Source organism: Colwellia ponticola, assembly GCF_005885605.1.
Taxonomy (GTDB): domain Bacteria; phylum Pseudomonadota; class Gammaproteobacteria; order Enterobacterales; family Alteromonadaceae; genus Colwellia; species Colwellia ponticola.
The window spans coordinates 1-13,739 of record NZ_SZVP01000009.1 but is presented as its reverse complement, the minus strand read 5'-3'; the positions used below and the strand labels follow the sequence as shown (position 1 = coordinate 13,739).

At 39.9% G+C, this 13,739-nt stretch carries 11 protein-coding genes; 5 read left to right on the top strand and 6 right to left on the bottom strand.

Annotated elements, in window-relative coordinates; all coding sequences use genetic code 11:
* Positions 1–52: 52 nt before the first annotated feature.
* The 6 genes from FCS21_RS10260 to FCS21_RS10235 form a co-directional block, all read right to left on the bottom strand.
* On the bottom strand, positions 53–1,045 hold the full coding sequence (locus FCS21_RS10260; RefSeq protein WP_171035683.1) for a hydroxymethylglutaryl-CoA lyase: 993 nt from the start codon (positions 1,043–1,045) through the stop codon (positions 53–55).
* Positions 1,045–3,105 carry an acetyl/propionyl/methylcrotonyl-CoA carboxylase subunit alpha gene (locus FCS21_RS10255; protein WP_138623045.1) on the bottom strand — a complete coding sequence of 687 codons (2,061 nt, stop codon included), beginning with the start codon at positions 3,103–3,105 and terminating at the stop codon, positions 1,045–1,047. Before FCS21_RS10255 ends, FCS21_RS10260 begins: the two co-directional genes overlap by 1 nt.
* Before the next feature lie 4 nt (positions 3,106–3,109).
* Complete coding sequence (locus FCS21_RS10250) at positions 3,110–3,970, bottom strand: enoyl-CoA hydratase/isomerase family protein (protein ID WP_138623043.1); 861 nt, start codon at positions 3,968–3,970, stop codon at positions 3,110–3,112.
* 92 nt (positions 3,971–4,062) lie between these two features.
* A complete protein-coding gene (locus FCS21_RS10245; protein WP_138623041.1) occupies positions 4,063–5,670 on the bottom strand; it encodes a carboxyl transferase domain-containing protein in 1,608 nt (535 codons plus the stop codon).
* 220 nt (positions 5,671–5,890) lie between these two features.
* Positions 5,891–7,072 (bottom strand): isovaleryl-CoA dehydrogenase, encoded by a 1,182-nt coding sequence (locus FCS21_RS10240; RefSeq protein WP_138623039.1) that lies wholly within the window; start codon positions 7,070–7,072, stop codon positions 5,891–5,893.
* Positions 7,073–7,188: 116 nt separating this feature from the next.
* Positions 7,189–7,590 (bottom strand): MerR family transcriptional regulator, encoded by a 402-nt coding sequence (locus FCS21_RS10235; protein ID WP_138623037.1) that lies wholly within the window; start codon positions 7,588–7,590, stop codon positions 7,189–7,191.
* A gap of 282 nt (positions 7,591–7,872) precedes the next feature.
* Between FCS21_RS10235 and FCS21_RS10230 the strand changes: the two genes are divergently transcribed.
* The 5 genes from FCS21_RS10230 (at position 7,873) to FCS21_RS10210 (ending at position 13,386) form a co-directional block, all read left to right on the top strand.
* Positions 7,873–9,072: an acetyl-CoA C-acyltransferase gene (locus FCS21_RS10230; RefSeq protein WP_138623036.1), complete on the top strand. Its 1,200-nt coding sequence runs from the start codon at positions 7,873–7,875 to the stop codon at positions 9,070–9,072.
* A 90-nt stretch (positions 9,073–9,162) separates the two neighbouring features.
* Positions 9,163–10,320, top strand: coding sequence for an acyl-CoA dehydrogenase family protein (locus FCS21_RS10225; RefSeq protein WP_138623034.1), 1,158 nt, complete (start codon positions 9,163–9,165; stop codon positions 10,318–10,320).
* Positions 10,321–10,483: 163 nt separating this feature from the next.
* On the top strand, positions 10,484–11,272 hold the full coding sequence (locus FCS21_RS10220; RefSeq protein ID WP_138623032.1) for an enoyl-CoA hydratase: 789 nt from the start codon (positions 10,484–10,486) through the stop codon (positions 11,270–11,272).
* Positions 11,273–11,342: 70 nt separating this feature from the next.
* Positions 11,343–12,539, top strand: coding sequence for an enoyl-CoA hydratase/isomerase family protein (locus FCS21_RS10215; protein ID WP_138623030.1), 1,197 nt, complete (start codon positions 11,343–11,345; stop codon positions 12,537–12,539).
* A 76-nt stretch (positions 12,540–12,615) separates the two neighbouring features.
* Positions 12,616–13,386, top strand: a complete 771-nt coding sequence (locus tag FCS21_RS10210) for an SDR family oxidoreductase (RefSeq protein WP_138623028.1) — start codon at positions 12,616–12,618, stop codon at positions 13,384–13,386.
* Positions 13,387–13,739: the final 353 nt, after the last annotated feature.

Below are 13,739 nucleotides of genomic sequence, written 5' to 3'. Positions count from 1 at the left end.
TTATCAAATGTTTATTATTATGACTATGGTACTAAAGTTAGCTTTACTTTTATCAGCTTTGCTGTGTTTGCGCAGGTGATGATTGTTGTGCTAAATAAGCTTGTGATACTTTTGAAACAGGCGCTTTGCCTAACTTATGACTAATAAACCAACCCGCTTGTAGTAATTTATTGAAATTGATATTGGTGGTAATACCTAAGCCATTGAGTAGATAAACAACATCTTCTGTAGCGACGTTACCTGATGCACCTTTAGCATAGGGGCAGCCACCTAAACCAGCAATAGCAGAGTCTATTACGCTAATGCCACACTGTAATGCAGCGTAAATATTGGTTAACGCTTGTCCGTAGGTGTCATGAAAGTGCACCGCTAATTGACTACTAGGCACGCGTGCACTTACCGCTTGCAGCATTTTGATTACGCTGGCTGGCGTACCAACACCAATGGTGTCACCAAGCGATATTTCATAACAGCCCATCGTAAATAATTTTTCAGCAACTAAAGCTACTTGTTCGGGAGCAATAGCGCCTTCATAAGGACAACCAACCACACAAGAGACATAACCACGAACTTTGATATTACGCTTTTTAGCATCCGCTATAATGGGGGCAAAGCGCTCAATGCTTTCTGCTACAGAGCAATTAATATTTTTTTGACTAAAGCTTTCAGACGCAGAGGAAAATATAGCAACTTCATCGGCATTCACGGCTATTGCCGCGTTATAGCCGGTCATATTCGGCGTTAATGCGGCATAAGTTACCTTGTTATCACGTTTTATGGTGTTGAAAACCTCAGTAGAAGTAGCCATTTGTGGCACCCATTTAGGTGAAACAAAACTACCGCTTTCAATATAACTGATCCCAGCATCAGCTAACTGCTCAATTAACGCGACTTTATCAGCGGCACTAATCGTTCTGCCATTAATGAGAGCTTCATTTTGTAATCCGTCTCTTGGTCCTACTTCAACGATTTTGACCTTACTTGGTAGTAAAGGCGACAACGGTTGATTAGCTTTCTCACTTGAAGAGTGGCTTTGTTTGGTCATTATTTCTCCTCAGCATCAATTAACGCTAGCGCCGAAAAAGCTAATAATTCTGCGCCGCCATTAACCATATCGCCAGCACTGAAAAATACTTCATTTATTATGCCGTCACTTGGCGCTTTAATGGTATGTTCCATTTTCATCGCTTCCATAATAACTAATGGCTGACCTTTGTTAACGTGTTCACCTGATGCGACTAATACACTGACCATAGTGCCGTTCATTGGTGCTGTTAAACCGCCATGATTATCATCATCTTGACTTTGTCCGTAATCAGCTGAAATTTCCCTAAAATTAACAACGCCGTGCTCTTGATAAACACTGATGCTGCTATTGCTATGAGCAATAACACTTTGACTACGATGCCCCTCAATAGTCACCGTTATTTTTTCACCGGCTATTTCCCCTTGACACTCAACAGTGTGCGTTGTGCCATTTTTACTTGTTATGGTGATTATATAACTGCAAATACTGGCTTCATGTTGTTGTTCAATGATAAGAGCATATTCAATGTCCTTATAAGCTAAGGTTAGTGCATGATTATGTGCTTCATTTAATCGCCAAGCGCTAGGGATATGCCAAGGCGAATGGGGATCATTACTTAGCGCCGCTTGCGCTTTATTGTTATTTTCCAATGACAGCACTAAATATAAAGCCGCAATTGCCAATTGATTGATTAACCGCTCACCATCTTGTTGTGTAGCTGTTTTATGAAAAATAGCATCGTTATTTTTTTCAATAAAGCCAGTATCTATCTCTGCATTGATAAAAGCGTCAGTAGTCGCTAAATTGTATAAAAATTCGATATTAGTGGTGACACCTTCAATGCGATATTCACGTAATGCTTTGGCTAATCGTTGTAAGGCTTTTTCTCTACTTTCATCCCAAACAATGAGTTTGGCGATCATAGGGTCATAAAAAACGCTCACTTCATCACCTTGGCGAACACCTGTATCTATACGGACATGCTTACTTTCTATGGGGGTTTTTAACAGGTTTAATCGCCCAGTAGCAGGTAAAAAATCATTACTGGGATCTTCAGCATATATTCTTGCTTCAAAGGCATGACCATTGATGGTTAATTGTTGTTGTGTTTTCGGTAGTGTTTCACCATAAGCCACACGTAATTGCCATTCAACTAAATCTTGTCCTGAAATCATTTCGGTGACGGGATGCTCTACTTGTAAGCGAGTATTCATTTCCATAAAGTAAAATGAACCATCAATATCAAGCAAAAACTCAACCGTGCCAGCACCTTGATAACCAATTGCTTGAGCAGATTTAATTGCCGACTCACCCATTTGCGCGCGTAACGTTTCACTCATGCTAAAAGCAGGCGCTTCCTCAATCACTTTTTGATGGCGACGCTGTACTGAGCAATCGCGTTCAAATAAGTACACCGCATTTTGATGGTTATCACAAAATACTTGGATCTCTACATGACGTGGTTGGGTTAAGTATTTTTCAACTAACATGGTGTCATCACCAAAAGATGACATTGATTCACGTTTGGCCGCCGCTAAACCTTCATCAAATTCATCTTCATGCCAAATTTGGCGCATCCCTTTACCACCGCCGCCTGCGGTGGCTTTTAATAGTACGGGGTAGCCCATGTCGTCAGCAGCTTTTTTGATGATATCACGTGATTGATCTTCACCATGATAACCAGGTACTAAGGGCACTTGCGCTTTTTGCATTATGTTCTTAGCGGCGGATTTTGAGCCCATCGCTTCAATGGCTTCAACAGGCGGGCCAATAAAAATAATATCTTCTTGTTTACAAGCACGACAAAAATCAGCATTTTCAGATAAAAAGCCATAACCAGGATGGATAGCTTGTGCGCCTGTTTTTTTAGCGGCAGCAATGACTTTCTCTCCGACAAGGTAACTTTCCCGTGACGGTGAACCGCCTAAATAAATCGCTTCGTCAGCCATATGAACATGTAAAGCGTTTTGATCAGCGTCAGAATAAACAGCCACCGTTAAAATGCCCATTCTTTTAGCTGTTTTTATAATGCGGCAAGCAATTTCACCACGGTTAGCAATTAATATTTTAGTAAACATTTAATTATCCTTCACTCTTGGCTGTAGTCGGTGTAGTCGGTTGTTGCCAACTCGGGCTACGCTTGTCAAAAAAAGCGCTTAAGCCTTCTTGGCCTTCACTTGATACACGAATGCTAGCGATGCGTGCGCTGGTGTCGCTAAGTAGTTGTTCATTAATATCTTGATAAGCAACATCGAAAGCAAGTTGCTTGGCTTGCCTCATTGCTGCAGGGCTATTACTGAGTAAAGTCGCTATCATTTTCTCTACTGCTGGCGTTAACTCATCCGCGGCCACTACTTCATCAACTAAGCCAAGTTGCTGTGCTTTATCGCTAGAAAAACGCTCAGCTGTTTGAAAATAACGTCTTGAGGCTTTCAAGCCAATGGCATTAACCACATAAGGGCTAATGGTTGCAGGAATAAGCCCTAATTTTACTTCACTTAAACAAAAGCTGGCTTTATGGCTAGCAATAACAATGTCACAACAACTCGCCAGCCCAACAGCGCCACCAAAAGCTGCCCCTTGAATTTTAGCAATCGTCGCTTGTGGTAGAAAATTTAACGCGTTGAGCATTTGTGCTAAGGCATTGGCATCCTTGAGATTATCTTCATAAGAATAACCAGCCATGCGTTTCATCCAGCTTAAATCCGCACCCGCACTAAAACTTTTCCCGTTTGCAGCTAATACCATCACCTTTATGTCGTCACGCTGAGCAATATCGTGAAAAATATCGGTTAAGGTCTTAATAATAACGTCATCAAAGGCGTTATGCTTTTCGCCATTATCAAAAGTAACGGTCGCTACGCCATTGCTTGCTATCGTATAAAGCACTTTATCAGAGACTAACGTTGGCGTTAGCAGAGAAGTTGATGTGTTAATCGACATATTTTTTCCTTTACGTTGAGTGCCGCTATAAGTTGAGTACAGCCAGAAAAGTAGCTAAAAGAATAGTTGTTCGTTTAGCTAAGCAAGGCATGCTACATTCTGAAAATGCCAAACTTGGTGTCTTTAATCGGTTTGTTTAAGGCGGCAGAGATTGCTAACCCTAATACTTGACGTGTGTCAGCGGGATCGATAATACCGTCATCCCATAAACGCGCCGAGGCATAATACGGATGGCCTTGGTGTTCATAGTTGTCAATAATGGGTTGCTTGAATGCTTGCTCTTGCTCATCACTCCAGTGTTCACCTAGTTTTTCTTTTTTATCACGGGTAACTTGTGCCATTACACCTGCCGCTTGTTCGCCACCCATCACTGAAATACGAGCATTGGGCCACATAAATAAAAAACGTGGGTCATAAGCTCTACCACACATACCGTAATTACCCGCGCCAAAGCTACCACCAATTAATATGGTAAACTTAGGTACTTGTGCTGTGGCAACAGCCGTTACCATTTTAGCGCCATGTTTAGCTATACCACTAGACTCGTACTGCTTGCCTACCATAAAGCCGGTAATGTTTTGTAAAAATACTAAAGGAATTTTTCGTTGTGCACACAGTTGAATAAAGTGTGCGCCTTTTTCGGCTGACTCACCAAATAACACCCCATTATTGGCAACTATGCCAACGGGGTAGCCAAATATTCGTGCAAAGCCACAGACTAAGGTAGTACCGTAAAGGGCTTTAAACTCATCAAAATTACTGCCATCAACAATGCGAGCAATGACTTCTCGAATATCATAAGGCTGGCGAGTGTCTTTAGGAATAATGCCGTAAATATCTTTACTTGGATATTGTGGTTCAATAACTTGTTGTAAATCTATTGCTATCGGCTTGACTCTATTTAAGTTTTTAATAGCAGATCGGGCAATGTCTAGCGCGTGGTGATCATTTTGTGCGTAATGATCGGTTACCCCAGAAGTGCGGCAGTGAACATCAGCGCCGCCTAAATCTTCCGCGCTCACAACTTCACCGGTTGCTGCTTTAACAAGAGGCGGGCCCGCTAAAAATATGGTGCCTTGTTCTTTAACTATAATAGACTCATCAGCCATAGCAGGGACGTAAGCGCCGCCAGCAGTACAAGAGCCCATAACTACCGCTATTTGAGGAATATTATTAGCAGACATATTGGCTTGATTAAAGAAAATGCGACCAAAGTGTTCTTTATCGGGAAACACCTCATCTTGGTTAGGTAAATTAGCACCACCTGAATCAACTAAATAAATACAAGGTAAATTATTCTCTTGTGCTATTGCTTGTGCTCTAAGGTGTTTTTTGACGGTAAGCGGATAGTAAGTACCGCCTTTAACTGTGGCGTCATTAGCAACAATGACACACTCTTGTCCAGATACACGACCAATACCGGTAATTATGCCAGCGCAAGGGACGCTGTCATCATAGACCTTATAAGCAGCTAGTTGTGAAAACTCTAAAAAAGCAGAGCCTTTATCTAATAGGGCGTTAACTCTATCTCGTGGTAATAATTTACCGCGGCTAAGGTGGCGCTCTTGTAAACTGTCGCCGCCACCAATTTTTATTTGTTGGAGTTTATAACGCAAATCATCGACTTGTTTTTGCATATGAGCAGCATTGTCTAAAAAGTCTTGGCTGCGAGTATTTATCTTACTTATTATTTTTGCCACGGGAAAACCTTAATTTTAATTAGTAAACCTTTATTTTATTGTTATTTAGCCCAACTACTTCGTTGAAAAATACTCATTGACTAGCGTCAACTCCGTTTTTTTTCTTGTATTTGAACTAACTCGCTGCAAACTAAATTTTTACTGGTTACCTTATTCATTATTGACTATCAATGAGTACTTTTAATGCCTTAATTTGGCTATACAGCGACAAGGTGAATAGTTATTTTGATTCGTTGAACAACTCACGACCAATGAGCATGCGGCGAATTTCAGAGGTACCCGCGCCAATTTCATACAATTTAGCGTCACGTAGTAAACGACCTGCTGGAAATTCATTGATATAACCATTGCCGCCCAGTAGCTGAATAGTATCAAGCGCCATTTTAGTCGCTAATTCTGCCGCATATAAAATAACAGCGGCAGAGTCTTTACGGGTTGTTTCACCACGATCACAGGCTTGAGCAACCATATAAGCATAAGATTTGGCGGCATTCATTTGTGTGTACATGTCAGCAATTTTGCCTTGTACTAATTGGAACTCACCAATCGATTGACCAAACTGCTTTCTGTCATGTATATAAGGTATAACTAAGTCCATACAGGCGTCCATGATGCCTAAAGAACCGCCAGATAAAACAACGCGTTCGTAGTCTAATCCAGACATTAATACCTGAACGCCTTTACCTTCAGCCCCTAAAATATTGTCAGCGGGCACTTCACAATCTTGAAAAACTAATTCACAGGTATTTGAACCACGCATACCTAATTTGTCGAGCTTTTGATGGCGAGAGAAACCAGGATAATCACGCTCAACAATAAAAGCGGTAATACCTTTTGAGCCGGCATTGGTATCTGTTTTGGCATAAATAACATAAACATCAGCGTCGGGTCCGTTGGTGATCCACATTTTATTACCGTTAAGAATATACTTATCTCCTTTTTCATCAGTCACTTTTCTAGCAGAGAGTTTCATACTGACAACATCTGAGCCGGCGTTTGGTTCACTCATGGCAAGTGCGCCAATATGCTCGCCAGTACAAAGTTTTGGTAAGTATTTTAATTTTTGTTCATGAGAGCCATTTTTGCGTAATTGGTTTAAGCATAGGTTTGACATAGCGCCGTAACTCAAACCAACAGATGCGGAAGCTCTACTAATTTCTTGCATCGCTACAATATGCTCGACATAACCTAAACCAGAGCCACCATATTGCTCTTCCACGGTCATACCTAATAACCCCATATCGCCAAACTTACGCCATAAATCTTGAGGAAATTCATTATCAATATCTATTTGTGCTGCTCGAGGTGCTATTTCGTCACGAGCAAAAGCATTAACTTGATCGCGAATCATGTCGACAGTTTCACCTAAATTAAAGTTAAATGGCGTATATTTTGAAATCATGGTATTTCCTCTTTAGTCAACTCAATCCTATTTAGGAGTGGTTAATAGCAGTCTAGTGCTGTGGGTTTATAGTTAATAAGTGTGAGCGAATAAATTACGTCTTGGCTTTACTTGTATTATTCACCGGTTTTAAGTGTATCTAGTATTCTTTTACAGTTATCTTCTAAGCCATCAAGCTCAATTAATACCGCATTTATATCGTCAAGCTGCTGTTTTAAATCGTGTTTTTTATCGGTAATTAACGTCATCATGCTACTTAATTGTGTCGCGCTGGTTTTATCCACATCATAAAGCTCGAACAAACGGCCTGTTTCTGCTAATGAGAAACCAAGACGTTTACCACGTAAAATGAGCTTGAGTCGAACTTTATCCCGTTGACTATAAATCCTTGTTTGCCCTTTACGTGTCGGAGAAATTAAGCCTTGGTCTTCATAGAAGCGTATGCTGCGCGTAGTAATATCAAACTCTTTTGATAATTCACTAATGGAATATTTGGTTTGGCTAATTTTCTGGGTCATCTAGTTACTCGTCTATCATCTTGAAAACTGTTCATTGATTTATCTTATAATAAGTTTACGTTAACGTAAAGGTTACTTTGGGTTTTAAATATAAAAAGTAACCTTTATAAATGATATAGGTAGAAAGAAGCCTAACGTTTTATTTACTGGTCATAATATTAGCCCAATAAAAAAATGTTTACGTTGACGTAAACTTCTATATTGGGTTAGGCTTTAGGTAAATTATTAACGTATTATTCGAAATTATTATTTTTTGAAACCATTTATAAGCTGGAGAGCGCCATGTCATTATTAGATCCTATTGTTATTGTTTCCGCGGTAAGAACACCCATGGGTGGTTTTGGCGGTTGTTTATCATCGGTAACCGCACCTGAATTAGGTGCCTGCGCTATTAAGGCGGCAGTAACTGCAGCTAATTTAGCTAATGATCAAATTGATGAAGTTATTATGGGCTGTGTGTTACCTGCAGGCTTAAAACAAGCGCCAGCAAGACAAGCGGCCATTACGGCAGATTTAGCATTATCTACTGTATGTACCACCATTAATAAAGTCTGTGGTTCAGGGATGAAAGCGGCGATGCAAGCTCATGATTCATTACTTGCAGGATCTATTGATGTCGCTATTGCTGGTGGTATGGAAAGTATGAGTAACGCACCTTACATTTTACCAAAAGTAAGAGAAGGTCTGCGTATGGGACACGCTCAAGTAATAGATCATATGATGCTTGACGGCTTAGAAAATGCCTATGATGGTATTTCTATGGGCTGTTTTGCGCAAGATACGGCTGATGAAGCGAGCTTTACCCGTGAAGCAATGGATGAATTTGCTATCCGTTCATTAAGTCGTGCCAATCAAGCAATTGAATCTGGCGCTTTTAAAAATGAAATCACTGCGGTCACCGTAGTAAATAGACGTCAAGAAACCATAATTGATACCGACGAGCAACCTGGTAATGCACGCCCAGATAAAATACCTTCATTGCGCGCCGCGTTCAAAAAAGACGGTACGATTACCGCAGCAAATTCTAGTTCTATTTCAGATGGCGCAGCGGCACTGGTGATGATGAAATTATCAGAAGCTGAAAAGCGTGGTTTAACACCACTTTGTAAAATTGTAGCGCATGCAACTCATGCACAAGCACCAAGTGAGTTTACGGTTGCGCCGGTTGGCGCCATGACAAAAGTCTTGGCAAAAGCAAACTGGCAAACAACTGATGTTGATTTATTTGAGATAAACGAAGCATTTGCCATGGTCACTATGTTGGCGGTTAAAAATATGTCGTTAGATATCAATAAAGTTAATGTTCATGGTGGTGCCTGTGCGTTAGGTCATCCGTTAGGGGCAAGTGGAGCACGTATTATGGTGACCTTAATACACGCACTAAAAAATAAAGGTTTAACTGATGGTAGTAAACCAAAAGGTATTGCTTCGCTTTGTATTGGCGGCGGAGAAGCAACAGCCATAGCGTTAGAAATTTTGTAATTAATAGACCCTAATACCAATACCCAAATAGCCGCATCAAGCTATAGAGCCAAAGCATCAATGTATGCTTTATTAAGGAAGGAATTACAGATGAATTTTGACTTAACCGAAGACCAACAAATGTTTGCCGATACGGCTAAGCAATTTAGTGATAGTGAATTATTACCCAATGCTGCCAAGTGGGATATAGCGCACACCTTTCCTAAAGAAATTATTACTAAAGCGGGTGAACTTGGCTTTTGTGGATTATATGCACCAGAAGATGCTGGGGGTTTAGGTTTGAGTCGATTAGATTCATCAATCATATTTGAACAGCTTGCGATGGGTTGTACTACCACAACAGCTATGATGACCATTCATAATATGGCTACATGGATGATCGCCACTTGGGGAACACAATCAATAAAAGATACTTGGTGCCCAACGCTTGTTACCGGTGAAAAGCTAGCCTCTTATTGTTTAACCGAACCAGGATCAGGTTCAGATGCTGCTTCACTTAGCACCCGCGCAAAAAAAGACGGTGATCATTATATTATTAATGGTTCTAAAGTCTTTATTTCAGGCGCTGGCGAAACCGATGTATTGGTGGTGATGGTACGTACTGGAGAAGCAGGGCCTAAAGGTATTTCAGCCCTTGTTATTCCTGCTGATCTTGACGGGATTATTTATGGTAAAGCAGAAGATAAGCTTGGCTGGAACGCTCAACCTACGCGTCAGATCACTTTTGAAAATGTCAAAGTACCTGTTGAAAACCTACTTGCTAGTGAAGGTGAAGGATTTTCACTGGCGATGAAGGGATTAGATGGCGGGCGTATTAACATCGCGACTTGCTCAATAGGTACAGCGCAACAAGCGTTAAATACTGCGATGATCTACATGCAAGAACGAGAACAATTTGGTAAACCTATTGCTGCCTTTCAAGGTTTACAATTTAAATTGGCCGATATGGCAACAGAGCTTGTTGCTGCCAGACAGTTAGTACGTTTAGCGGCATTTAAACTCGATCAAAATGATCCTGAAAAAACCGCCTATTGCGCCATGGCAAAACGCTTTGCTACTGATATTGGTTTTCAAGTGTGTGATGCGGCACTGCAAATTCATGGTGGCTATGGTTACATTAAAGAGTACCCATTAGAGCGCCATTTTAGAGATGTACGTGTTCATCAAATTCTTGAAGGAACGAATGAAATTATGCGCGTTATTATTGCTCGTCGGTTATTAACTGAAGGGGCAGGACAGTTACTTTAATTAGGACTGTTGATCTTTTTAGCTAAAGTTTTTGTTCGAGCTAAAATACTTTTAGCTCGAACCTTCGACAGTGTTTTCAAAAGCCCTAGCAAGTATTTCCACTATTATAAAAATCCATACTAAAAGCGCTTTACTGAAAATAGTTAACTGAGGAAGAAAAAGAATGCCTGATTATTCATCACAATATTTACATGTCAAGGTGATTGACCATACCGCCGTTGTGACCTTTAATAATCCCCCTGCGCATACCTGGACAGTGCAAAGTTTAGTTGATTTTCGAGACTTGGTTTTAGTCTTAAATAACGATAAAAATATTTACGCTCTGGTATTAACCGGTGACGGTACTAAGTTTTTTTCTGCAGGAGCGGATCTGAATGTTTTTGCTGAGAGTGATAAAAAAGTCGCCACCGATATGAGTGATATTTTTGGTCAAGCCTTTGAAACCTTAGCAGCATTTCGTGGTGTTTCTATCTCAGCGATTAATGGCTATGCTATGGGCGGAGGTTTAGAAGTCGCTTTAGCATGCGATATTCGTATTGCAGAAGAGCATGCTGTATTGGCGTTACCTGAAGCGAGTGTCGGGTTACTTCCTTGTGCTGGCGGCACACAAAACCTCGCGTTACTGGTAGGCGAAGGTTGGGCTAAACGGATGATTTTATGTGGTGAACGCATTAATGCACAAAAAGCATTAACCATTAATTTAGTCGAGGAGGTTGTTGCTCAAGGTGAGGCAAAAAGCACAGCAATAGCATTGGCAGAAAAAGTAGCTAAGCAAAGTCCTGTCGCAGTAACCGCTTGTAAAATATTAATTCAAAAAAATCGTCTTATGCCCATTGAACAAGCACTACCACAAGAGCGTTTAGCTTTTGTTGAGCTATTCAACTCACTCGATCAAAAAGAAGGGGTACAAGCTTTTCTTGAAAAACGTAAACCCGTTTGGTTAAATCAGTAGTCTCGCTACATTTACCTTTAACAGCGCTAAAAGAAGACAAAAAAAACGATAATAATGTATAGGAAATATTATGACAGATGTAATTATCTTTCAGGAAGTTAATTGTAATAATGGTAAAAAAATTGGCGTGATAACGCTTAACTCCCCTAAATCACTTAATGCGTTAAGTGGTGACATGGCGGCATTACTTTACCCAAAACTAATCACATGGCAACAGCAAAAAGATATTGCCGCGGTATTTTTGCAAGGTGAGGGCGAAAAGGCCTTTTGTGCTGGTGGTGATATTGTACATTTACATGGTGCAATGAAAAAAAGCGTAATGAAAAATAATGATGCGCAAGTAAATAACAGTACTGGCAGTATTATTGATAAACTAAAAACAGAAAATAACTTTGCATCAGAGATTGAAGATTACTTCACCTTAGAATACCAATTAGATTTTTTAATACATACTTTTAATAAACCCTTCATTGTTTGGGGGAGTGGTATTGTTATGGGCGGTGGTGTTGGTATGCTTGTTGGCGCTAGCCATAGAATAGTTACCGAAACCTCACGTATTGCTATGCCAGAAGTGGGGATTGGTTTATTTCCTGATGTCGGAGCTAGTTATTTTCTCAATAAAATGCCAACAGGTTGTGGCTTATTTCTAGCCCTAACTGGTGCATCAATCAACGCAGCAGATGCTAAGTATTGTCAGCTTGGTGATTACTTTGTTGAACAGCGCCATAAAGATGATTTACTGACACAACTTACGGCGATTAATTGGGGAGAAACTATCCCCTTAAATCATGAGAAAGCCTCACAACTGTTACAAGCGTTTGAAATAACCTCAGCAAGTAAATTACCCAACTCACCGTTAAAAGATCATCAAAAATTAATCAGTCACTTGGTTAACAATAATGACGTATCAGAAATTTTAGCCGCTATATTAAGTGTTGAAACTGACGACATATGGTTTAGCAGAGCGCAAAAGTCATTACGAAGAGGTAGTCCTTTAAGTGCACACATAGCCTACGTGCAAATAAACAGAGCTAAAGGCATGTCACTCGCCGACTGTTTTCGTATGGAATTAAACTTAGCTGTTAAAAGTGGTTATTTTGGTGAATTTCTTGAGGGAGTCCGAGCATTATTAATTGATAAAGATAATAAACCACAATGGCATTATTCATCGGTTGAGTTAATTGAACCTGAAGTTATTGATTGGTTTTTTGAAGCAATTTGGTCAAAGCAACAGCACCCACTAGCTAACATATGTCCGTTAAGTTGATAGCTATAGCTGAAAAGGTTTATTAATAACCTATTTAGGTTAAATTACTTAAATTAAATAAAATGAAGTAAATAAAATGAAATTACAAAATAAAAATATTGTCATAACCGGCGGTGGCCAAGGCTTAGGATTGACTATGGCAATTAGCTTTGCTCAATCCGGCGCTAACATTGCGTTAATTGACTTAAATGAAGAACAATTAAAAGAAAGCGTTCAACAAGTTAAGTTAGCGGGTATTGACGGAGCTAGGGTTGATTATTACCTTGCCAATGTCAGTAAAGAAAGTGAAGTAGAAAAAGTATTTCAACAAATTAATACTGACTTTAACGGCATTGATGGTTTGGTTAATAATGCCGGTATATTAAGAGATGGTATGTTCGTTAAAGCAAAAGATGGTGTGGTGACTAAAAAAATGTCGCTAGAAAACTTTCAATCCGTTATCGATGTAAACCTCACCGGTGTCTTTTTATGTGGTCGAGAAGCCGCGGTGCATATGATTGAAGGTGGCAAAAAAGGCGTTATTATCAATATGTCTTCCATTGCTCGTGGCGGCAATATGGGACAAACCAATTATTCTGCGGCAAAAGCAGGCGTAGTTGCAATGACAACAACGTGGGCTAGAGAGCTTGGCCGTCATGGAATACGAGTGGGCGCTATTGCACCAGGTGTTATACGTACCGCCATGACTGATGCAATGAAACCAGAAATGCGAGATAGGTTAGAAAAAATGAAACCTGTAGGTCGTTTAGGTGAAGCAGAAGAAATCGCTCATACCGCTAAATATATTTTTGAAAATGAATTCTTCACTGGCCGCGTGGTTGAAATTGATGGCGGACTCTGTATGTAGTACTTTGTTGTGCTAGGGGTGCTAAAGTGAGTTTGAACATCAATAACCATCAAAATATGACTAATCTAGTTTATATACGTAAGCTGTTTTTTCTTTTTGGTGATTTAATATCCTTTTTGAGAGGTAATTAAGCAATTAAATAATAAAATCAAAAAGAATAGAAAAAGACTTGACCAGAATTCAAAGCTCTCTATAATGCGCTCCAGTTCCAAGGGGTTCACGCAAAATGAACCATCAACGAACTGTTTTGATAAGTTATCTCTTACCTTTTAAGGTAAATCTGTTAACTTAACGTGAACTTTTAAAATGTTTTTAAAATACTTTAAAATAAACGTTGACATCAAAACTCGGAA

Excerpts from the sequence above, each read along its gene's own strand:
- FCS21_RS10215 (WP_138623030.1), top strand. The coding sequence starts at position 11,343 with ATGACAGATGTAATTATCTTTCAGGAAGTTAATTGTAATAATGGTAAA.
- FCS21_RS10235 (WP_138623037.1), bottom strand. The coding sequence starts at position 7,590 with ATGACCCAGAAAATTAGCCAAACCAAATATTCCATTAGTGAATTATCA.
- FCS21_RS10240 (WP_138623039.1), bottom strand. The coding sequence starts at position 7,072 with ATGATTTCAAAATATACGCCATTTAACTTTAATTTAGGTGAAACTGTC.
- FCS21_RS10250 (WP_138623043.1), bottom strand. The coding sequence starts at position 3,970 with ATGTCGATTAACACATCAACTTCTCTGCTAACGCCAACGTTAGTCTCT.
- FCS21_RS10225 (WP_138623034.1), top strand. The coding sequence starts at position 9,163 with ATGAATTTTGACTTAACCGAAGACCAACAAATGTTTGCCGATACGGCT.
- FCS21_RS10255 (WP_138623045.1), bottom strand. The coding sequence starts at position 3,105 with ATGTTTACTAAAATATTAATTGCTAACCGTGGTGAAATTGCTTGCCGC.
- FCS21_RS10260 (WP_171035683.1), bottom strand. The coding sequence starts at position 1,045 with ATGACCAAACAAAGCCACTCTTCAAGTGAGAAAGCTAATCAACCGTTG.
- FCS21_RS10220 (WP_138623032.1), top strand. The coding sequence starts at position 10,484 with ATGCCTGATTATTCATCACAATATTTACATGTCAAGGTGATTGACCAT.
- FCS21_RS10230 (WP_138623036.1), top strand. The coding sequence starts at position 7,873 with ATGTCATTATTAGATCCTATTGTTATTGTTTCCGCGGTAAGAACACCC.
- FCS21_RS10210 (WP_138623028.1), top strand. The coding sequence starts at position 12,616 with ATGAAATTACAAAATAAAAATATTGTCATAACCGGCGGTGGCCAAGGC.